18 protein-coding genes and 2 pseudogenes are annotated in these 20,719 nt (G+C 68.9%); 8 read left to right on the plus strand and 12 right to left on the minus strand.

Features of this window, described 5'->3' with window-relative positions:
* A partial coding sequence (locus tag N8I86_RS00005) for a PPOX class F420-dependent oxidoreductase (protein ID WP_263276632.1) occupies positions 1–445 on the plus strand: 445 nt, incomplete at its 5' end.
* 1,271 nt (positions 446–1,716) lie between these two features.
* Positions 1,717–2,073 (plus strand): hypothetical protein, encoded by a 357-nt coding sequence (locus N8I86_RS00010; RefSeq protein WP_263276633.1) that lies wholly within the window; start codon positions 1,717–1,719, stop codon positions 2,071–2,073.
* A gap of 14 nt (positions 2,074–2,087) precedes the next feature.
* On the opposite strand, the gene N8I86_RS00015 is transcribed toward N8I86_RS00010, so the two are convergent.
* The 3 genes and pseudogenes from N8I86_RS00015 to N8I86_RS00025 all read right to left on the minus strand — a co-directional run.
* Positions 2,088–2,282: a hypothetical protein gene (locus N8I86_RS00015; RefSeq protein WP_263276634.1), complete on the minus strand. Its 195-nt coding sequence runs from the start codon at positions 2,280–2,282 to the stop codon at positions 2,088–2,090.
* A gap of 904 nt (positions 2,283–3,186) precedes the next feature.
* Positions 3,187–3,591 (minus strand): DUF4265 domain-containing protein, encoded by a 405-nt coding sequence (locus N8I86_RS00020; protein WP_263276635.1) that lies wholly within the window; start codon positions 3,589–3,591, stop codon positions 3,187–3,189.
* Positions 3,592–3,722: 131 nt separating this feature from the next.
* Positions 3,723–4,519, minus strand: a pseudogene (locus N8I86_RS00025) (IS5 family transposase); the annotation flags it as partial.
* A gap of 175 nt (positions 4,520–4,694) precedes the next feature.
* On the opposite strand from N8I86_RS00025, the gene N8I86_RS00030 reads away from it, so the two are divergent.
* Positions 4,695–5,102, plus strand: coding sequence for a PIN domain-containing protein (locus N8I86_RS00030; protein ID WP_263276636.1), 408 nt, complete (start codon positions 4,695–4,697; stop codon positions 5,100–5,102).
* Between the two features lie 148 nt (positions 5,103–5,250).
* Here N8I86_RS00030 and N8I86_RS00035 read toward each other — a convergent pair whose 3' ends face one another.
* Positions 5,251–5,787 carry a hypothetical protein gene (locus N8I86_RS00035; protein ID WP_263276637.1) on the minus strand — a complete coding sequence of 179 codons (537 nt, stop codon included), beginning with the start codon at positions 5,785–5,787 and terminating at the stop codon, positions 5,251–5,253.
* Between the two features lie 855 nt (positions 5,788–6,642).
* Between N8I86_RS00035 and N8I86_RS00040 the strand changes: the two genes are divergently transcribed.
* Together N8I86_RS00040 and N8I86_RS00045 are read left to right on the plus strand one after the other, a co-directional pair.
* Positions 6,643–6,777 (plus strand): hypothetical protein, encoded by a 135-nt coding sequence (locus N8I86_RS00040; RefSeq protein ID WP_263276638.1) that lies wholly within the window; start codon positions 6,643–6,645, stop codon positions 6,775–6,777.
* Positions 6,778–6,980: 203 nt separating this feature from the next.
* Positions 6,981–7,415, plus strand: a complete 435-nt coding sequence (locus N8I86_RS00045; protein ID WP_263276639.1) for a hypothetical protein — start codon at positions 6,981–6,983, stop codon at positions 7,413–7,415.
* A 37-nt stretch (positions 7,416–7,452) separates the two neighbouring features.
* Here the strand turns inward: N8I86_RS00045 and N8I86_RS00050 are convergent, their stop codons facing one another.
* Positions 7,453–7,911, minus strand: coding sequence for an SMI1/KNR4 family protein (locus tag N8I86_RS00050; RefSeq protein ID WP_263276640.1), 459 nt, complete (start codon positions 7,909–7,911; stop codon positions 7,453–7,455).
* 140 nt (positions 7,912–8,051) lie between these two features.
* On the opposite strand from N8I86_RS00050, the pseudogene N8I86_RS00055 reads away from it, so the two are divergent.
* Positions 8,052–8,354, plus strand: a pseudogene (locus tag N8I86_RS00055) (hypothetical protein); the annotation flags it as partial.
* A 125-nt stretch (positions 8,355–8,479) separates the two neighbouring features.
* On the opposite strand, the gene N8I86_RS00060 reads toward N8I86_RS00055, so the two are convergent.
* The 3 genes from N8I86_RS00060 to N8I86_RS00070 form a co-directional block, all read right to left on the minus strand.
* Positions 8,480–8,923, minus strand: a complete 444-nt coding sequence (locus N8I86_RS00060; RefSeq protein ID WP_263276641.1) for an SMI1/KNR4 family protein — start codon at positions 8,921–8,923, stop codon at positions 8,480–8,482.
* A 95-nt stretch (positions 8,924–9,018) separates the two neighbouring features.
* On the minus strand, positions 9,019–9,429 hold the full coding sequence (locus N8I86_RS00065) for a ribosomal protein L7/L12 (protein WP_263276642.1): 411 nt from the start codon (positions 9,427–9,429) through the stop codon (positions 9,019–9,021).
* 24 nt (positions 9,430–9,453) lie between these two features.
* Positions 9,454–10,026, minus strand: coding sequence for a hypothetical protein (locus tag N8I86_RS00070; RefSeq protein WP_263276643.1), 573 nt, complete (start codon positions 10,024–10,026; stop codon positions 9,454–9,456).
* A gap of 125 nt (positions 10,027–10,151) precedes the next feature.
* Between N8I86_RS00070 and N8I86_RS00075 the strand changes: the two genes are divergently transcribed.
* Complete coding sequence (locus tag N8I86_RS00075; protein ID WP_263276644.1) at positions 10,152–10,667, plus strand: hypothetical protein; 516 nt, start codon at positions 10,152–10,154, stop codon at positions 10,665–10,667.
* 38 nt (positions 10,668–10,705) lie between these two features.
* Here N8I86_RS00075 and N8I86_RS00080 read toward each other — a convergent pair whose 3' ends face one another.
* Entirely contained in the window at positions 10,706–11,125 is a 420-nt protein-coding gene (locus N8I86_RS00080) for a hypothetical protein (RefSeq protein ID WP_263276645.1), read from the minus strand.
* Between the two features lie 37 nt (positions 11,126–11,162).
* On the minus strand, positions 11,163–12,476 hold the full coding sequence (locus tag N8I86_RS00085) for a hypothetical protein (RefSeq protein WP_263276646.1): 1,314 nt from the start codon (positions 12,474–12,476) through the stop codon (positions 11,163–11,165).
* Positions 12,477–12,534: 58 nt separating this feature from the next.
* Between N8I86_RS00085 and N8I86_RS00090 the strand changes: the two genes are divergently transcribed.
* Positions 12,535–13,080 (plus strand): hypothetical protein, encoded by a 546-nt coding sequence (locus tag N8I86_RS00090; protein ID WP_263276647.1) that lies wholly within the window; start codon positions 12,535–12,537, stop codon positions 13,078–13,080.
* Between the two features lie 261 nt (positions 13,081–13,341).
* Here N8I86_RS00090 and N8I86_RS00095 read toward each other — a convergent pair whose 3' ends face one another.
* Together N8I86_RS00095 and N8I86_RS00100 are read right to left on the minus strand one after the other, a co-directional pair.
* Positions 13,342–13,770: a hypothetical protein gene (locus tag N8I86_RS00095; protein ID WP_263276648.1), complete on the minus strand. Its 429-nt coding sequence runs from the start codon at positions 13,768–13,770 to the stop codon at positions 13,342–13,344.
* 315 nt (positions 13,771–14,085) lie between these two features.
* The gene (locus tag N8I86_RS00100; RefSeq protein ID WP_263276649.1) at positions 14,086–20,577 is read right to left on the minus strand and encodes an RHS repeat-associated core domain-containing protein; all 6,492 of its coding nucleotides are present in this window, start codon (positions 20,575–20,577) and stop codon (positions 14,086–14,088) included.
* Between the last annotated feature and the right edge of the window lie 142 nt (positions 20,578–20,719).

Here is a 20,719-nt window from a genome sequence, read left to right on the forward strand (position 1 = left end):
AGCGCCTCGCTCACTGTCCGACGCAGCCCTCTGCGACCTGCTTGGCAAGCAGCAGTTCGGCACGCTCGCCACCGTCAAGCGCAGTGGACACCCCCACCTGACCACCATGCTCTACAGCTGGGACTCCGAGGCCCGCCTTGTGCGGTTCTCGACGACGGCCGACCGCATCAAGGTCAGGCACCTGCGGCGCGACCCGCGTGCGGCGCTGCACGTGCAGGGCGATGACGTGTGGTCGTTCGCCGTTGCCGAAGGCGAGGCCGAGGTCTCCGAGACCACGACGGTTCCCGGCGACGCGGTCGGCCAAGAGCTGCTCGGGATGATTCCATCGGCCGTGAAGCCGGAGAACGAAGATGCATTTCTGGAACAGCTGGTCGCCGAGCGCCGAATGGTCATCCGTCTGAAGGTGGACCGTCTTTACGGAACAACGCTCGACGTCAACGGCTAGGACGCACCAGAACCGCACCAGTCGTAGCCACACCCACCCCAGTTCCCACTCCGTACGCCTCGCAGCACACACTGTGCAGCGGCTCTCGATGCGGAGCCGGGCCATCGACAGCGAGGGCGAGACGGGCGTCCAAGGGGAGGGAAAGCCAGGGCGAGACGGTCGTCGGTAATGAGGACGACGGGCTCGGCCGGGGTGAGCGCGGTGGCGGTGATCGCTTGGCCTTGCCGTCACCGCGGCATTCGGGGCAGCGCACGGTACGCTGGACGCCGCCGAAAGCGGTGTAATCGGCGGCCCTTGCCGCTGCAGTGCCAGCGGCGTCAAAGCGGGCAGGGTGTGGTCTGTCGGGAAACCCACGGCGAGTTTGGCGAGGGCGAGGCGAACCGCTGGGCATTCGGCACCGGCGGGTCAGCAGAGCTGGAACGTGAGCCTGAACCGTGCTGCGGGCCCGGGCCTCGCTGTCGGGATCGGCATGCTGCGGCGTGGCCGGCCAGCTCGTTTTCGCACTGGTCGGCGGCGACAAGCCGAGTCGTCGACGACCACGACAAACCCGCAGGTCACAACCCACCTCGGCTACTGAGCATCAATCACTCCGCCGGGGGCCCTCCGGCTCCTCATTCGGCGGGGCCACCGGCTCCTCCTGCGGCTTATCAGACTCCGCCGGAGTGCTCCCCGGCCCCCCAGGTCACCACCGGAGGGCCGTTGTAAGGGTTCGGAGGGGCCTGGGCCGGCCCGTAACGCTGCTGCTCCGGCGGAGGGGCAAACGGGTCCACTTCGGACGAGACGGTGGTCACCTCGGTCGTCGGCGCCGCCATCGCCGTCGTGGCGGGGAGAACGACGCCTCCCGTGACCGCCACCACGATGGCCGAGACACCCACACGGACGGAGTTCTTCCGAAACCTGCAAGCCATGGTATTTCTCCCGCTCATAGTGAAGAGGCACCCACCTGGCGCCCCTCGCCTCGGTTCCAGCAGGCCGGAACCACCCCGGCGGGGTCACGCCCCCCGGATTTCGGGACGTGACACCACCGGGGACAGCCGAAAACCCCGGTCTCCTCGCAATGGACTGCCTGTCCCATCCATGAGGAGAAGTCGCGCCCCGGGCCGAAACCGGCAAGCGGGCGGCAAGGCGGCCAGAGTTGCTCGCCCTGAATCAACGGGCTGGCCCGCCCCTCGAAGGCCTGGCACCCGCAGCCGAGTGGCCCACGGCGCTGCGTAGCGGTTTACGCAAATCTGCGGATGCCTCGTGCCGCCCTCAGCGGCACCATGGCGGGCATGACCACGCCGGAAGTGCCGCCCCCGGGCCTCAACTGGGTGACGGCCGACAAGGCCGCCACTCTCTGGACGATCAGACGCAAGTACGTGCCCCAGGTGGCCTCCGCCCACGGGGTGGGCACCAAAGAGCAGAAGAGTTACGGAACCCTCGGCGAGTCCACCTTCACCGTGTACTCCTACGCGGAGGTCCAACGGGTGGTGGCGGCAATCGAGTCCGGTGAGGTGGTCCTCGACCCGTCCTGGCGGGCAGACACCGAGGAGGGAGCCAGGGGCGCCCGGCGCGACGCGCTGACCACCTGCGGCTGCCTGGTGCTGATGCTCGCGGTGGTCATCGCCATCGCCCTGCTCGCGAACTGAGCCCGCGTGATTAGTCAGAGCGATTCAGTTGCTGCTGTAGGGGATTCGACGTCCGCCGGGACGCCGCGACCGATCGTCACGGACCAGCGCACAGCCGAGGGTGCCTCGACGGACACCACACCACCGCGGTCCACACGGCCGATGCCGACCTGGTTGTAGGTGGTGCTCACCTGGCCTGCCGGGCAGTCGAGGGAGAAGGAGACGTGCACGGAGCGCACCGTAGCTTTGATTCTGCCCGGTCCCTGACAGCGCACTGCAACGATCAGCGCGTCGCCCCTCCTGCCCCTGCGGTAGGCGACAGTGGCGTTCCCGCCGGTCACCTGCTGGCGTCCGGCGAGTGTCTCGTCAGCATCCAGTTCCGGAGGTTCGTGTACCCCGGGACCCGAGGTGCCAGGAACGAGTGAAACCGTCGCCGACGGCCCGGTCGACCGCGTGGGCTGCGACGACTTCTTGGCCTCGGAATGATCCGTAGAGCAGGCGGCAAGGGGAACGAGCAGCGCAACGCACGCCATGCTCAGTCCGGTGAGCGTTCCACGTGACATCTCAATCCTCCCAGAGGGCCTGGCCCATGCGGTGGCATGTAGACGGTGACCTTGTGCTTCTTGCCCTTGCCGCAGTTGCCACAGGACGGCGTGTCCTCGGCGAGGTCGGCTTCCTCAGCGGGCGGTACTGCAGGCGTGTCAGGGCTCCCTCGCCCTGGGACGTAACCACCCGCGATCAGTTTCGGCGGCTGACGTGATCCTGACAGCGCCCTGCGGCGGACGGCCAGCTTCCGCACGATTCCTGAGCAAGACGTGAGCTTCGAGGTCAGCCCATGGCAGCGAATACCTGAGCCCTCGTCACCGCCGGTGCACCCTCGCCCTCCCCAGCCGTCACCAGGCCACCTGGCGCTCCGCCCTTCTTCGGGCGCCGACTCGTCCCCGCCCGCACATCGGGGTTGCCGCCCGTGCGAAGGTGGCCTGCACCACGTTCAGTGCAGGCCTCATGCAGTCGTCGCGGTCAGTTGCCGGTGCCCGACTGAACCCTGCGCAGCGCGCGGATCTTCTGCGGGGACCTTCTCGGTGCCGGGACCAGGACGCCCACTAAGAACTCCTAACGGAATGACCTTTCGGGTCAGGAGTCGAGCTCCCAGTGGAGGGTGCCAGCCTGAGCGAGGGGCTCCAGCACCTCGACGAAGGATGTTTCGTCCGAGTCAGGCGGGAGGTCAACGGCAAGATAGGTGTCCTGGAGCCACTCGTGTGGCAGACCGGCGTCGACAGTCTTGCCGTGCAGGCGCTCGTGTATCCGGTTTCGGTCTGCATGTTCCACGACGAGTGCGACGCGAAGGGTCCGGTGGCCGGACTTGCCCATGACCCTGGTCAGCAAGTGGTTACTGTCGATGGTCACGACGTCGCGGTAGCAGATTCCGTAGGTGAAGAACGGCAGACAGGCCACCTCGAACGTGTCCTCGGTGAGCTGGTGGGTCCACAGTTGCTCGCGCCAGCCGTCCTGCCGGTCCGACAGGTCGGCGTGGATCATGTAGTTGGTGGGACCTCGGCCGATCGGGTCCTCGTGCGTGATGATGGTGATGGGATACCTCCTGGAACTGGGACCCGACCCCCAGATCCTGCAACAGCCGCCTCGGCCTCACTGCAGCGGGGCGCCTTCAGACGTCGCCAGCAGATCAGTGCGCATCCGAGGGTGAGGAAGGCTTCGTGGATGTCGTCGCGGATCTCCCAGCGGATTCGCAGGCGGCGGAACGAGTACAGGTGGGCGAAAGCACGCTCGACAACCCAGCGTTGAGTGCCCAGTCCGGAGCCGTGTTCGATACCGCGGCGGGCGACCAGCGGTTTCACCCCCAGTCCCCAGACCAGGCGGCGGTACTTGTCGTGGTCGTATCCGCGGTCAGCGAGGACGACGTCGGGGCGCCGCCGCGGACGGCCGCGCTTGCCCCGCACGGGCGGAACGGCCTCCAGGAGCGGGATGAGCTGGGTGACGTCGTTGCGGTTGCCGCCGGTCAGCGTGACGGCGAGCGGGATGCCGGAGGCATCGGTGATCAGATGATGCTTGCTGCCCGTCCTGCCCCGGTCGACAGGGCTTCGTCCTGTCTTGTGACCCCTTTTAGCGCCCGGATGTGAGAGCCGTCGACCGATGCCCGGGAGAAGTCCAGCACGCCCGCCCTGCGGAGCTCGGCCAGGAGGACCTCGTGGAGCCGGGGCAAGACGCCGGCCTTGGTCCACTCGGCCAGGCGGCGCCAGCAGGTCATGCCCGAGCCGAAGCCGACTTCCTGCGGCAGGTGCTCCCAGGCGATGCCGGTGTGCAGCACGAACAGAATGCCCTGAAACACCAGCCGGTCAGGATGCCGCTTGCGCCCGGGATAGCGAGTGCGGCGCTCGACCTTCGGTAGCAGCGGTTCGATCACCGCCCACAGTTCGTCCTCGACATGCCACGGCTTCGGCCGAGCCACCCCACACCCCCGGATCGTCACTCCCGGAGCGATCCAACCACCTCAAAGATCATTCTGATAGGAGTTCTAAGGCACCTGAGCTCGGCGGCGCGGCGAGCCCGGAGGCCCAGGCGAAGGCCAGGGCCCTGCTCAAGCGACTGGGCAGCGCTGCGCACAACCCGCAGGCAGCCGCGTAGTGGCGGGGATCGCGGTCATCCTGGACCACACAACCGCGGGTGCGTTGTTCGACCCGAAGAATCCGCTCAACGAAGCTGTCGCAGCGTTCTACGTCCAGGCCTCCGGCGGGCTCGGCGACCTGCACGCGCCGGTGCTGTCCCTGACTGCCGGCGACGCGGAGCGGCCCGGGCTGCTCGGCTACATCAAAGGCTTGCGGTTCATCCGCATCGAGGCCTTCGACACCGACGCCGCTGTCACCGCCACCGATCGACACCGACGCCGCCGTCACCGCCACCGATCGACACCGACGCCGCTGTCACCGCCACCGAACTGCTGCGCTTCGGGCACTCCTAGGCCGCCGTCCACGCCATCCATGCCGCCCGGCCCTCCGCCGCTCACCCAGGCGGACGGTATCTGCTCACCTTGACCCAAGGCCTACGCCGGCACCGGCGTCCAAGCCGTCCACCCCGACCAGTAGCCGCCAGCCACCCCGGCTCTGTGCAAGGCGCCCTGAGCGCGACGGGCCGTGGCGGCCCGACGGTGGCCGGCTGCCTGGGGTCGTCCGGGCTCGGTGGTCACCCGGGTTCGGGGGCGGTGACGGCCGGGGCGGCGCCGAGGAGGTCGAGGAGGGTCTCGCGGTGGAGGTCCGCTATCGGGCCGAGGAAGTCCGGGTGGCGCAGCAGGGGGGCCGCGCGGTGGTCGCGCGGGCTGGGGATGGTCAGCCGGCGCGCGTCGCCCACGCTGTCGGAGCCGTGGTGGGTGGCGGCCAGGCAGGCGGCGGCCAGGGCGGCGAGGTCGGCGTCGGCCAGCAGGCAGGCCGCCCAGCTGACGACGGTCTCGTCGACCTGGGTGCGCCAGGCGTGGGTGGCATCCGTCAGCGGGGGTGCGTCGGCGCCGGTGACGAAGTCCAGCCGGCCGGAGCCGCCGGGGCCGAGCAGGTCCAGCAGTTCGGCGTCCAGCGCGGTGGGGTAGCGCAGGGCGGCGGCGATGGTGGCCGCATGGCCTGCCTGGGCTTCGGCCAGGGCCTGGTTCAGCGGGCCGGTGGCCGGGGGGAAGGCCGCCAGCAGCCAGCGTGCGGAGGCGGCGATGACGGGCGAGAGCGCGGTGGGCATGGTGGACCGTCCTGTGCGTATACCCGCCTGTCCTGGGTGTTCCGGTGTGGGTGATCCGGTCGCGGGCACTGCGCGCCCGGGCGGGAAGGTGCGCACAACGGTACGGCGGCCTCCCCCGGGGGCGACAGGAGCTGCGTCACAGCCGGGAATCACCCCCTGGCCTTCGGCACTGGCTCCCCACTCCTTCACCGGGGACACCCGGGTCAGCCGGGCGCAGGCGACGTTGATAGTCGCCAAACGCTGGCGCGCGAGACGCTCCGAGAGGCACTGGTCGCCACCTACGCGTGGGGGAAGGGAAAGAGCGGCTCCCCCGGCGGCAGCGGACCAACCACCCTCCACAAGATCCTGGCCGCCGCCGCTTCGGCACGGTACGGCAGCAGGCACATCCTTCACGGTGTACCAGCACACCTGTGAGGCCGGACGCGGCAGGCGTCTACGCCAGGGGACAGCCGGCACGGCGTCCCCTGCCGTCCAGTCCCCCTAGAACAAAGCGGCGACCAGGCGTACGTGTGGTCGGGGAGCTGGCGGGCGCGGTGCTTGGTGCGGGCCTCGGCGAGCCAGGCGCCGATCCGGACGGTATCGCCGTCGACACGGACCGTCTCACGGGCGGCCAGGATGCGGCCCTCGCGGTGCAAGAAGAGCTCCAGCAGCTGGACGGTCTCCTCGAACGGGCGGCGGGCCCGGCGGGCGGGAGCCAGCGGATTCGCCTCGGGGGTGAGCCCGAGGGCGGTCAACAGCTGCTGCTGACCGTCGGCGAGAGCCGACCAGGTGGTGACGCCCCAGCCAGGAGCCGATCTTCACGCCGCCGAGCTGGGAGTCGCGGGTGAGGGCGGCGGGGTCGGCGCCGGAGGCGAGGTGGGCACGCAACAGGTGGAGCTGATCGGGACCGCGTTCGTCGCACTGATCGCCGTGCTCTACCCGAGTCTCGTTCCGGCCATCGGCATCGCCCTGGCCGCCTTCACAGCCCTGGCCGTCTTCCTGAAGCCATGACCGCCCAAGGCGGCGCAGCAGGGCGGTTCAGCGAACCTCGCCGCAGGGCCCGGCCTCCTGGGGGCCGCGCAGAGGCCGGGCTACCAGGTCGGGCCGGAGGGAGCCGGTCGGTCATCGGCCAGCCGGGCGTCGGCCTGTGCTGCCGGATCCTGCACTCACAGGACTCGGCGCGGCGTGTCGGCATGGACGGACATAATTCGGCCGTGGATTTGAGACCGGAGTCGTTGCCCCCGCCCGTGAGCCGGCAGCGGCTCGAGGAGCTGCTCGCCGAGCTGGAGCGGATCGGCGATCCGCTGGAAACCCGCCCGAAAGCGGCGGGCGAGGCGATCGAGGCCTTCAACGCGATGACCGGGCACGACTACACGGCCCTCAACTTCGCCGAGTACTGGGGCAGCAGGAGCCTGGAGGAGTTCGGCAGGGAGGCGGCCCGGCCGGCCCGCCCCCTGGTCGCGGACCTCATCAACAGCGCTTTCTGCTCGGCGAAGGGGACGCCGCACGGCCCGGGGACGGCGGCTACCCGGCAGCTTGCCCGCACCCCCACCACCCGCCCGGGCGGCCGCCCGGCCCGTTCCGCCAGGCGGGACCCAGTCGCGTCGAGGCCGGTGCAGTTGTCCCGCAGGGCGGCCCGCACACGGTGACCGCCGGCCGGACTGCAGGCCCGGTACGACCCGCTGGCTAAAGGCATCCCGGCTCGCCGTGGCTGACGAACCGTGTCAGGGACTGCTCCAGCAGCTCCAGAAACTGGCGCAGGTCATCAGCGACCCGGTCCAGCTCGGATTCGTCCAGCGATGCCGTTCGCGTCCGGTAGATCACTCCGCGAGGGCCGGCCACATAGGACAGGCCGCCACCGTTCGAGCCGATGACCAGGCCACGGTCCCTATGGTCCATGCCGACATCGACAGCTTCGTACTGCTGGAACCGGAGAAGGACATCAGCTGCCGAGTCGACGAAGTAGCCGTTGCCGACGTCTGCCCAGGTGACGTCGCCGATGCTGGCGTAGAAGTGCACCAGGTCGGCAGGGACGATGCGGTGCTGGGCCAGCGTGCGAGCCGCGACCTGGTCGGTGTGGTCGGCCGGCCGGACCTCGTTGACTCCCGCGGGAAAGCCGTACCGCCGCTCGAACTCGTCCGTCATTGCCTTCAGGGTCTTTGAGACCCTGCTCGTCCACGAGGCCAGCCAGGCATGCGAAAACGAACGGTCAATCATGAGGCCGGATCATGGCATGGGCCACGGACATCCACGGGGCGCCCAGCACCGCAACGAGAAGGGCAGCGATGAGGGATCTGTACTACGGCGCTGACAGCGAGAACGGCGACCGCATCGACGCCCCCTCCGAGGACGCCCTGTTCATGATGCTCAGCGACCTCAACGACTCCGACAACACGTTTGTGGTGGTCCAGCCCGACGGAGACGATCCCGCCTGGTACGCCACGGTGGCCGCGCGGGACGAAGGCGGCTACGAGATCGTCCGCCGTGACACCGCACGCCGCGAGCACGAGGTCACCACGGCAGACGGCATCGACACCATCGCCCGCGACCTCATCCTCTGGATAGCCGCCCGCGACCACCCCGGACGGCATGCCCGGTCACCCAGTCCTGAACGCCCCCCTGCCCGTGGTCAGCGTTGGCCGGTGCGGCGGCGCTGGGGGCGCGGCGGGCGCCGGCCCGAGCGGCGGCCGGGAGCCAGAGCACGACCACCGGGCTACAGCTCGATCTTCCCTGTCAGCCGCCATTCCACGTACTTGGCCAGGCTCGGTGCCACCCAGGTACGGCTGTCGTTCTCGTGGTTCCACACGAACACGTCGAGCCGGTCGATCCTGGACAGGAGAGCGAAGAGGTCTCCGTTGCCCGCGTCCGCGAAGAACAGCAGCGGGGCGAACGGCATGTACAGGGTGGCGAGGGCGGCGTCGTCGCGGAGGGTCCGGTTGTCGGACGCGATCTGCTCGGCGGACCAGATGAGCCCGTCTCCGTACTCGTCCTCGATGCCGTTGCTCTCCCGGAGCAGCGCAGCAAGATCTGCAGGCAGCGGGTGGCCGAGGACGGCGGCGCAGCGTTCCAGCGCGGACTGCGGTGCCGGGGGCTGGAGGACTGCGGTGCCCGGCAGGGCTCCAACGGCCTCGGTCCACACGGTTGATCCGACCTCCACATGCCTGACGCTTCACGGTGCCGGTCGGTCTGGGGCAGGGCCCGCCGCTCGACCAGCGGACTACCGGCCGAACAATACGCGAACGGAACCGTCGGTCACCCCCCGGCCTCGGACCGGTTCGCGACAGCCCCACGGGACCTGTCTCTTCGACGGGGCGGTGCGTTCGTCAAGAGTCCCTCGCCGGTGGGTGACTTGCCCGGCATGATTCGGCAGGCCACCACGGCCCCGCGCACGGGCCCGGATCGAGCGGGCCGTCCCCCCCGGTTGACGGTGCGGTCGCACCAGTCGCACACCACCGTCGCGTGCACACCCGCGCCTTCCAGCACCCTAGCCGCGTCCTGAGCGGCTTCGAACCAGACGGGCTCCGTGACCTCTGCGGGTGCACGGTCGAGCAGCAGCTTGCTCTCGAAAAGGCTGAGTCCGGTGAGCGTGCGGATCGCACGCACCGCGTCTGTCTTCCGGCCGCCGGCCTCCACCAGCAGGACACAAAACCCTGGCTCTTCCATACGCTCCCCCGGACCTGTTGCTGGTCAGCGTTGGCCGGTGCGGCGGCGCTGGGGGCGCGGCGGGCGCCGGCCCGAGCGGCGGCCGGGAGCCGGAGCGCCGTCGGCGGGGGCCGTGTCGGGTGAGGAGAACCCGCCGGGGACACCCGCCCGGGCGGGAGCCGGCACCGCGGCGGCGGGCTGCTCAGCCGTGCGGCGGGGGCGTGCGGCGCGGGCGGCGACGGTGGCGTGCGGGATCAGCGGGGCGCAGGCCGCGCAGACTTCTTCGATGGTCCAGACGCGGCCCACGGTGGGGTCGTGACGCAGGATGAGGGTCACGGCGCCGGCGCAGTGCGTCCTGGCTTCCGGGTGTGCCTCGCACCGGGTGGAGCCGCAGTGGCACCAGGCGTTGGGGCGGACGGTGGCCGCCTTCGCGTGCGCGGCGGCGTGCTGCGCGGCGAACGCGCGCAGCGCGGCCAGGTCCTTGGAGCGCGGGGGCATCCGGCAGGCCGCGGTGCTGCAGGAGACCGTGGCGGAGCGGTCGCTGTGCCCGGTGAGGCGGATCGTCCAGGCCCGCCCCGGGACACGGTCGGTGGAGGTTTCGGGAGAGGCGCTCGTCACGGCCGTCCGTTCTGGTTGTTCGGTGGTTTCGGTCCACTATGGGCCACCCGCTCCCGGGTCGGACAGTAGGCCCGGCCCGGAGCCGGGAGCCGGTGGAGAGGATGTTCCCTGGAAAGGTGGATCACGTGAGCGCGAGCCAGACACGGGAGCACTGGGAGTTGCTCCCTGGAGCCGGGGTGGGGGCACTGCGGTTCGAGATGAGCCGGGCCGACGTCGCTGACACGCTACGGGCCTGCGGGCCGCCGAAGCAGGCGGGCGGCCCGTACGGGCAGGAAGAGTTCGCCGACGGGGTGAGTGTCTTCTACGACGCGGGCACGCTGGCCTGCGTTGCCCTGGATGCGTTCACCGGTCCGCAGGTCCTCCTCGCGGGCTTCGCGCTGGCCGGCCGCACCCCTCAGCAGGGGCACCAGTTCCTCCTTAACTACGCCGCCGAGCACGGCAGTTGCCTGCTCTACACCCCCGATGACTCTCTCGCCCTGACCGATCTGGGGGTCCTTCTGCGCTCACAGGACGTCGGCGGCGTACGGATGACGCGCCCTCTCTTCGTGAAGGAGGACTGGCTGGAGTCGGAGTACGACCGTGATCACCTTCCCCTGGAAGGCGCCCCCGCCGCCCCTCCATCACCGTGGCCGCGCGCATGAGTGTTGCGCGGAACCCTCGGGTCTTCTCCGCGCCGTGATCATTCGCGTGTTGCCGCGGCCGCGATGCCGGCCTTCCTCAGCTGGCGAGCCAGGTGCTCCATCTCGGGAAGCGTCCCCGCGTACTCACCGTTCACCACCCGCCGGGCCACGGCTTTGGTGCTCGCCAGGTCGATACCGAGCTCTGTGCGCAGCACCCGCATGATGGCGACCGCGGTGGCCGATGGGCCGCTCACGTGCAGCCTGGCGGGTCCGTTTTCGGCGAGCATCTGCTCGCGCCGTTCGGCCGGCACTGTGCCGCCGCACACGGCTAGTGCGTCGTGGCAGGCGGAACACGATGACTCGACGTCCCACCGCAGGCGGCCGCCCGCGAGGGCCTGCGTTCCCCGGCATTCCATTCGCGCACCGCAGCTCTGGCACACCGCCAGGTACGAGACGGATTCGACGACCACCTGTTCCATGCCACCCCCCCAACTAGGAGGAGGTTAGGCGACAGGCTCAGCGGGCGGACGGCCAGTGGCCGGGGCGGTGCGGCTCAGGCAGGGGCTGGCGCAGGGGTGAAGTGGCTGGCAGAACGGCGGCGCGTTCGGCCGCGGTACGGGCCCGCATCTGTTCCAGGCGGCGCTCGATCCGGGCGTGGGTGTAGAAGTCGATGGCGTCGGTGAGGTGGTCCCACTCGTCGCCGTCAAGGCCCGCCGGGCGTGGCCCGAGGGGGTCGGGACCTGCCCGGTGGTGGCGGCGCCGGTAGTCGCTGACGGCGGTGATCAGCTTGGTGTAGGTGCGCTGCTCGTCCTCGTCCTCGTCGTCCATTCCGGGGGCGGTGATCTCGTCCATCCAGGACTCGGGCAGCGGTTCGCCGGCGAGGACGGCGGCCAGGGCGCGCCGCGCGGTGCGGGCGTCGAGTGCGCCGTAGGACAGGGGTGCGACGCCGAAGGGGTCGCGCAGGGCGGGGTGGTCGGGCAGGGGCCCGGCGGGCGGCGGCGCGTCGAGGTGGTTGAGGGCGGCGGCGATCATGACGGAGGCGGGAGCGTCGGGCGGCGGCAGGGTGAGCGGGCGGCGCCGGCCGGTCAGGGCCCGGACGCGGGCATCCAGGTCATCCCACGCCGCAGCATCGTCCGGATTGGCGGGGCGCGGGCCCAGACCGGGCACCGCGGTGATGGCGTGGCGGGTGCGCCACAGCTCCACCAGCGCTGCCGTGCTGGCCCAGGCATGGCGGCGCCGGGGCGCGGTGGCGGGCGGCGGTGGGCCCAGAGGGCGGCCCCAGGCAGGCGGGCTCGCGGCCAGGGTGTGGCCGCGGTCGGCCAGAGAGCGGGCCAGGATGCGATGCCGTTCGGCAAGGTGCGTGACCCAGTGCGCGGGGGTGTCGGGGTGGACGAGGGCGTGCCGGTCGGCGACCCAGTCGGGGATCTCCCCGCGGTAGTTGGGCCGGTGGGGCGGGTGATCGGGCAGCCGCTCGCGCAGAAGCAGCTCGGCGTGGATCTTGCCGGTGACGGCTTCGGCGCGGGCCAGTGCCGCGCGCGCGAACCGCCGGCGCTGGGCCGTGGTGGCGCGCCGGGCGGCGAGGGTGCGGCGGACGGCGGCCGTCGAGGCGGCGCCTGGGGTGGTGGTGTTGGTGGTTCGCTCGCGCTGGTAGTCCTCGCGGGCCGCGTCCCGCCAGGCGAGGGCGCGGCGCAGCTGGGACTCGTAGGTGAGGGCGGCGATCAGATGCCGGGCCGCGGGTGAGAGCGGGGTGCGGCTGGCCTGGGCGTGCCGCATCTGGCCGCGGACGGTGCTGAGTTGGGTGCCGAGTTCGTGGCGGGACAGGGACCCCATCGGGCTGGTCCCAGGCGGGGTGGGTGTGGCCGGCTCGGGTGGTGACCTCGGTGGGCAGGTGGGTGAAGGCGGCGTCGGCGGCCTTGAGCACCTCCCGGGCCACGGCCCGGTGGGAGGCGGCGAGCCGGTCCAGGGTGTGGAGCTGGGCCAGGGCGAGGGCGGCCAGCGGACGTCCGGGATCTGCCTTCTGCTGGGCGTCGGCGGCGTCCGCCATGCGTCGGCGCAGCCGCCAGGTCAGCACGGCGGCAGGGTCGTCGGCGTCGGTGAAGCCCCGGGCGGGCACCGTGCCTGCCAGCAGGCGGGGCAGGTCGAACCCGGCCCGCTCCGCGCCGTGGAGGGCGCGGACGAGGGCCGGGTAGGCGTCGGCGGCCATGAAGGAGGCCGCGCGGTCGGTGCCGAGGGCGTGTTCGAGCAGGCCGGTCAGCCGGGCGGTGGTGGCGCGCTCGGCGACGTCGGCGAACTCGGCGGACAGCCGGCCGGCGCGGCGATCTCCCGCTGCAGCGGGCAGCCAGGACCCGCCACCCCACCACCGCGAACGAGTTCACCTGAAAGTGAGCAACAACGCGTCTCCCTCCCACTCATCACGGCCTTGACTTATTCCTGATGCGAACACAGTGGCCATGACTTGGTGGCGCGAGCAGTTGAGCGACGCAGCGCGCATCTCGCCACCCACGACGACAGATACCGGTAACGCCACGGCGGCCGTTCGACGGCCGCCCCTCCGCCGTGGTGAGCGCCTGACTGCGATGGTCTGCAGCCGCAGATAAGTCGTCACGGGTCTCGGACTGGGCAGTCCGCTGGCCCAACATCCCAAGGTAACCGTCAGGTCGAAAAAAGCATCAATGCCGAGTCCGTCCCCGCTGGACTACACGAGCGGCCAATCACCCAGCGCGGTCGCCAACCCGTCCTGCAGCGATGGGTCTTCTACTTCAACTGCAAGGCGGTAGGCAACAGGACCCACTTGCCAGCCAGAGTGATGGTCGAAGTATGGAGGAGGGCCTGCAGCATTGTGGGCAAGCTTCCCAACAAGTTCAGCCAGCCGAAAAAGGAGTTGCACGGCAGGGCGATCTTCAGCTTCTAGGCTTACATGTCGAACTCGGTCGAAAAAATCGCGACCATGACTCCACTGGGTTTCATCGGCCGCCATCTGCAAGATTTCATCTATTTCGGGCGTGCTTCCCAGCCTTAGGGTGGCGGCCTTGAGGACTAGACTTGCCCAAATCACCGGCTGCCGCTGCCGCTCGAATAGAGCTCTCCCCCATTGACGCAGGCCATTCGACTTATCAGTACTCATTACGCAATCATGTCATATTCTTCGAACAGGCACAACCACCGCCGCATGGCTTCCGTAGGGCTAGGAGAGGCCGGGCACCCGGGTAAGGTCGACTGAATTCGGCGCGTCAGCGACTGCTGAGTAGCCCCGGCCGCACTCCAATGGCCGGGGCTACTCACTGACACGGTCACGTAGCTATTACGAGCGTAGCACCCGACTAATACGCCACGCATGCCACTGTCTCACTTGCACCTGCAATTCTCCTCGTCGCGAGCAGTCGGAGTATCGCAACTAGCCAACCCTGAAGGTACTTGCATCACTTCCCGCCTCTACTCTTCATCGGGGAGTGAATACCACGTACGGCTTTTCAGGTTCCAGCTTCGTATAGGTTCTCCAGGCCGCCGGATTGTTGCCTTGCCAGAAGTCGCGCCCACGCCCGCTCCCCTCTCCATCACCCGTCCCTCTCGGCAGAGAGTTCTTGATTCTATTTCGAGCCTTTGCTGGACCGTAAAGAATGTAGTCCCAATCCGATGTGGCATGACTTGTACCTCCCGCTCGGCTGCCAACCACGACGATGGGATAGCCGGACTTATCGGCGGCGTTTTGGATGCGCTGAGCATCATTAGGGCGCATCTTTGCTTCTGACGGTGTTCGAGCACCGGGACCGCGAGGGATGGACACTGGCGGATGCTCGCCAGTGGGCGGGCGCTCAGCCGCGGCTCTTCCCCTTCCGAGGAAGGGCACCGAGGAACCCATAAGGGCTGCTTGCGAATCCGCACTCCAACCGTGCTTGGAACCCCACTCGTCGTACTGCTCGGTAAGGCACTCGTGCTCGACGACGCAGGCAGAGGTAACGAGCGCGCTCGCTACGTCGAGGGCTTGGGCGATCGGTCGGCCGGCTCCGAAGAAGAAGTTACCGACGTTGGTCTCGAAGTCACCGGGCCCGACGTTCCCGATGCAATGCCCATATGCACAGGCGAGAACTTGCCCATCACCGCTGACCATGGCTTGGCCGTCGCTGATGTTGCCAGAGCTGTTTGTCGAAGCTGTGCCGGTCCCGCTGCCGCCACCGAGGCGACCGTCTCCGTATTCCTTGCCGTGCTTCTTCTCCCACTCTTCGAGCGACTTCGTGCCACCGCACACCCCGTCCTGCATGCACGCCGCCTCGCCCGTGGGGTCGCTGGAAGTGACGGGTGTGTTGTTGGCGTAGGCGTAGCCGTTGAGTGATTGGTGCTGGTCGAGCGTCAGCAGGGGGTCGACGCTAATGAACTGGCCGATGTTCGGGTCGTATTCGCGGGCTCCGACATGGGTCAGGCCGGTGGTGTCATCGGTCGGCTTACCGAGGAACGTCTTGTCGTCGGGCCAGGACGTCGGCTTGGAGCCCCTGGAGGCTCCGAACGGGGTGCTGTATCGCTTCGTGACCGCGTACGACGTCGCGTCCACGGCAAGGCTAGAGGTGCCGTGGTGGTCGCTGAACAGGAAGTTCAGCTTGGTGCCGGATATACCGGACGTTGCGGTGCGGACGGCGATGGTCTGGCCGTTCGCCGTGTAGTAGCGGGTGCCGGAGGCGGTTTTCGTCGTGCCCTTGGTCGTCAGACGGAGTTCCGTCCCGGCGCCCAGGTACAGGATCGTGTCGCCGTCACCCTTGGCGCGGCGGAGGAGCAGTTCGCCGCCCGCGTCGTAGAGGTAGCTGGTCTCCTTGGTGCTTTCGGTGAGCTTGGAGAGGTCGCCTTCAGTGTTCCATGCCAGTGTCTGCTGGGCTGTGGGGCCGGGGCGGGTGAGGGTATTGCCGCTCTTGTCGTAGGTGTAGCTGCCAGCGCGGGCGCCGGTGGCCTTGTCCAGCGTGTGCGGCTTGGTGTCGGTCGTGTCGTTGTAGGTGTAGGTGGTGGCCTTGTCGCCGGACGTGGTGTGCTGGGTTTCTGTCTTGCGCTGGCCTGCGGTCGTGTAGGTGTATGAGGTCCAGTAGGGGGCTGCGCCGTCGAGATTGGCGATGGCGCGGCCGGAGGTGGCGCAGTCAGCGGTCTTCGGGGTCCATGCTTCGGTCATGCGGCGGTTGCCGTCGTAGGCGAAGCACTGGTAGTCGGCCTTGGCCGTGCCGCCCTGGGTGGTGGCGTCGAAGATGGAGGTGACGTTGCCGGCGTCGTCTTGGGTGTACTTGAGCTCCTGCGGCATGTAGCCGTGCACGTCGTCGGTGACGAAGGAGCGGGTCAGGCGCCGGGTGCCTTCTTCGTAGTCCCAGTTGAGGTAGGCCTTCTTCGCCGACGATGCGCCGTCCATGCCCAGGGTGAGCTGGCGCAGGTCGCCCTGCGGGGAGAAGGCCGCTCCCTGCAGGTATCCGGTGGTTCCCTTCGCGGTGAGCTGCTGGCCCAGGGCGCCTGAGGTGTAGGAGACCGTTTCGGCGGCCAGGCCGCCCGCCGCGGGAGCGGAGTACTGGCTGATCGAGCCGTCGAGGTTGTAGCCCGTGGTGAACGATAGCGTCTTGGCCACGTACCCCCCGGAGACCAGAGGTTCCGTGTCGGGCAGGACGAGCTGGCTGCTCGTCGGGTGGTACATGGCGTCGAAGGTCTTGACCTGTTCGGTGTAGGCCTTGCCGGTGGCCCCGCCGTCGTAGCGGGTGGCGGTGTCCTGCTGGCCCTTGGCCACCGCGTCGAAGCCCCACGCGGCGAGCTTGTTGGCGTCGGACTTGTCCTGCTGCCACATGCCCGTCTTGCGGCCCAGCTGGTCGTACTCGTAGAGCAGCTTCTTGGCCGTGTCGTCGTTCGGAGTAATGCTGACGACCTGGTCGAGGCTGTTGTACTCGGTGCTGCTCTTGCCCTTGTCCGGGTCGGTGGCAGTGACCTGTCGGCCGAAGAGGTCGTAGGTGTAGGACCACTTGGCTTGGTCCGGGCCGGTGATCGTCTCCTGTTGGCCGGCTGGAGTGTAGCTGTAGTCGGTGGTGGTGTAGTTCGTGCCGGTCGGTACGGGGCCGGCGTACTCGCGGCGCTGCGTGGTCTGTCCCAGCGCGTTGGTGGTCACCGCGGTGGCCTGGCCCCCGGCGGGGGCGGTGGTGGCGACCGTGTCACCGGTGTAGGAGGTGTCGATCGTCCAGCGGGGGACCCCGTGGATCTTCGTCACTGCCTTGGTGGCGCGGCCTGCTCCGTCATAGGTCGTGTCGGTCTGGAGAGGAGCCTGGCCTCCGGAGATTTCTGCGGCCTTGGTGCTGGGGGTTGAGGTGCTGTCCCAGATGTCGGACTGCTGGCTGACGGCCAGGCCGCGTGCGTCGTAGAGGGTCAGGGAGATGAGCCGGCCGCCTTGCGGGGTCGGGGTCTGCACCTGGCGTGAGCGCAGCAGGGAGTCGTAGAACTCGTAGGAGGTGTTGTAGCTGGAGCCGTCGTTCTTGAGCGTCCCGGTGGACACCCAGGACAGGTCCGCGCTGGTGACGTGATAGTCGTAGACGTAGTTCGGCGTCTTGCTGAGTGCCTTCAGCCGATTGGGCAGCCACAGTTTGGTGATGCGGCCGAGGCTGTCGTACTCGCTTTCCGTGACCTTGTTGTTGGGGTCGGTGACCTTCAGGGTCGCGCCGGTCGCGAAGTCCACCGTGGTGGTGGTCTTGTACGTTTTCGCGTCGCTGACTGCCGTCGATGTCAGCGGGCCCGTGTCCGTCGGCGTGTAGGTCGTCGAGGAGACTGGCAGGTCGTTGGTGTCAGTGACGGTGCTGGGGCGGCCGAGGCCGTCGTAGGTGGTCTTGGACAATTTCTGCCAGGTGGGGGCATCGTCGGTGCCGTAGCCCTTGGCACGTCCTGTCCAGGTGACGTCGCCCTTGGTGGGCTTCTGCGTCGCCGACCAACTGGTGGCGGTGGTGTCGTCGTAGACGGTGGCGGCGTCGGAGATGACGTCGCCGGCTCGCTTGGAGTCGGTGGGCAGGTCGAGGGCCGAGTCGGCTGTCGCGCAGGTCGCGGCGACGGTGCGCGTGCGCGAGACGAGGGAGTTGAGGCCCTTGGCGTCATTGCGGGCGTACCAGGTGCGCGTGCACTTCTCGTCGTTCTGTACCGCGTCGTCGCCCTCGTCCTCGACGGTTTCGGCCATGCCGTAGTCGTCGAAGGTCGTCTTGACCGTGCGCACGCGGTCGACCGGGGTGCTCTTGCTGGTGATGTTGGTGCGGGTGTGGGTGGCGGCGGTGCGGACGTAGTACGCCTCGGTGTCCGCGTAGGACTTGTGCTGGGTCGCCGTGCGCTTCGACCACGGGTCGTTGATCGTGCCGCCGACCTCTGTGCTGCCGTTGTAGGTCACCGACTCGCGCGTGAAGCCCGCGTACTGCTCGGAGTCGGTGATCTTGCCGGCCTTGATGCCGGAGACCTCGATGGTCTTGCGTTGGTCGGCGTCGGGCGTCTTGCCGTCCGAGCCGAGGACGCGGTCGCCGTTCATGCCGCGCAGGTAGAGCGTGGTCTCTTTGCTCTGCGTGCCGGTGGAGACGCCGGTGAGGTGGGTGACTTGCTGGTAGCCGCGCCAGATGGACCAGGTGCGCTCCTTGGCGGGCGTCATCGGGTCCTCGTCATAGTGCCAGGCACCGCCGCCGGTGTACTGGTAGCTGTGCTGGACCGCTTCGGAGCCACCCTCAGGGTCGGTGGTGGACACAGAACTGACCGGGTACTTCTGGAACCAGTCGAGCTTGGGATCCTTCTCCCCGTTCGGCGACCAGTAGACCGGATAGCAGCGCTTGGTGTTCTCGTCGACCTTGGGCTTGGTGCCAGCCGCCGTGCAGTCGGCTTCCAGGTAGGAAACGATCGTCTGGGCGCCGGTCTCGGAGGTGACGGTCTTCAGGCGGGGCTTGTTCAGCGGCAGGATGTCGTCAGCCGTGCCGTCGACGCGGTTGGGCAGCATGACGTGGCTGAACTTGACCGGATCCAGGGAGAGGTCCGTGCCCCGTTTGCCGGTGTGCTTGATCTCGTCCAGCCACAGCGACTGGTCGGTGGAGTCACCAGTGTCGCCAGGGTCGAGGTACAGCTCCTTGAGCGACCAGACGTCCACCGGGTCGAAGGCCGGGGTGGTGGCCGCCGCGTTCCAGGCGTAGGTGCTGATCGCTGTCAGGCGCTTGCGGGTGAAGAAGGACGGGCCGACGTTGCCGGTGCACTTGTCGCCGTCCTTGCAGATCGCGTCGAAGGGCACGTCCGGCCAGTTGTCCCGGGTGTCCTTAGTCAGCGAGTCGCAGCCGGTACCGGACGCGAGGCAGCGCTCGTCGTAGGTGAAGACGACCTTGTCCGAGGCGGCCGGGGAGGCGGAGAACAGGGCGCCGGCGCGCTGGCCGTAGCGGATCTCCTTCAGGTAGCCGCCGCGGACGTAGTCGGTGCCGGTGTTGTCGTCGCCGAGTTTGTCGTAGTTGTTGTGCTCGGCGGTGTACCAGTAGGAGGAGGCGTTGCCGTGGGTGTCCTCGACGTAGTCGAGGTTCCAGCGCCAGGCCTGGTTCTTGGAGCGTTCGGCGAATGTGTCGCCGCCGGTGAAGCCGGGCTCGACGGGGTCGTCGCCGAAGACGGGCACGGTCCACACCGAGTTGGTGCGGTCGTCGGCGCTCGCGCCGTCGAGCTTGTTCATGCCGAAGACGTATTTGGTGCCGTCACCGGTGACGACCGTCCAGTACTCTCCCTGGCCGTCGGAGCCGGTGGAGCCTTCGTCGCCGTTGTCGGCTCCGGTGGAGTGGGTGACGGTGGAGGCGTCGTCGTCCTTGAGCCGCCACGTCCCCGTCTCGTCGTCCTTGACCAGCTCGGTCGCCTTGCCGTTCAGGACGAGGGAGGCGTTGTCGTACTTCCAGCACAGGTCGTACTTGCCGTCCTGGCCGTCGTCGTCACAGGAGCCGTACTTGCGTTCGACGTAGGACGAGGTCAGGTCGAAGCCGGTGCCGATCTGGCTGCCCTGGTTGTTCGAGTTCGCGGTTTGCCCGTCGATGGCGCCGGAGTCGTAGGAGATGGACAGGTCCGGCTGCGGGCCGGCCGCCGCGGGCGGTACGCGCAGGGGGTAGGACCAGGTGAATGAGCCGGACGAGCCGCCGGCCTCCCAGGTCGAGGACGCGGACAGCGGCGTTGCCTTGTACGTTCCGGCGCCGGACGTGGTTCCCGCCGCGAGCGCGAGCATCATCGGCTGGCCACCGAAGGCGAGGCTCACCGGCGCCGAGATGCTGTCCTTCTCGCGGTGGTTCACCGCGTCCAGGACCGTGCGCTTGCGGCACTTGGCCGCCGACGGATTCTTGAGGGAGCAGTCGGGCAGGCGGGTGAGCTGGAGGCGGCCGGCCCAGTCGCCGCCGTAGGCGGAGGCGAAGGCCGAGTAGTCGATGCCGAGCCGGGCCCTGCCACCGGTCTTCGGCCCGGTCAGCTTGAGGACCACGCCCTTGACGCCCAGCTTGCTGGCCGTCTTCTGGCTGAGGACCTCTACGGACACGGATGTGACTGCCTTGCCCTTGCTGGGTGCGGCGACAGTGAGCGGAAGCGAGCCAGGCTGTGCCGTGTGGGTTCCTGTGCGGGGCACGTTCAGCTGGGCCTTGCCGGCCTTCGGCCAGGTCACCTTGCGCTGCTGGTCCTGGCGGGCGCGCGCAGCGGCAGTCTGGTCGGCCTGCGCCGCCTTCTTCACTGCGGCGGCGGCCTTCTTGTTCACCTTGGCGGTGAACGGGCTGACCTTGGTGGCGTGAGGAGCCTTCAGGTGCGGGCGGCCCAGCGGATCGGTGTCCGCGGCGAAAGCGACTGGAGTCAGCAGGCTCGGCAGCAGTGCCAGGCCGGTCACGGCGGCAATGCGCCTAGCCCAGGGCTTTTGGGGCAGAGGCCCGCGGCCCGTTGGAGGCCGGGGTATGCCAAAGGGATTCATGATGGGTTCTTCCTACGATTTGCCCGGCGAGGGCGTCTGGCCGGGTGGGTGTCGTGGGTGACGGGTTGCACGGCATAGGGACAGAGCAGGATCTGACGCCGCGGGCGGCCCGCTCGGTGAGCGGGCCGCCGGCGGCGGCGCA

It is taken from the genome of Streptomyces albidicamelliae, from assembly GCF_025642175.1.
GTDB lineage: Bacteria > Actinomycetota > Actinomycetes > Streptomycetales > Streptomycetaceae > Streptomyces > Streptomyces albidocamelliae.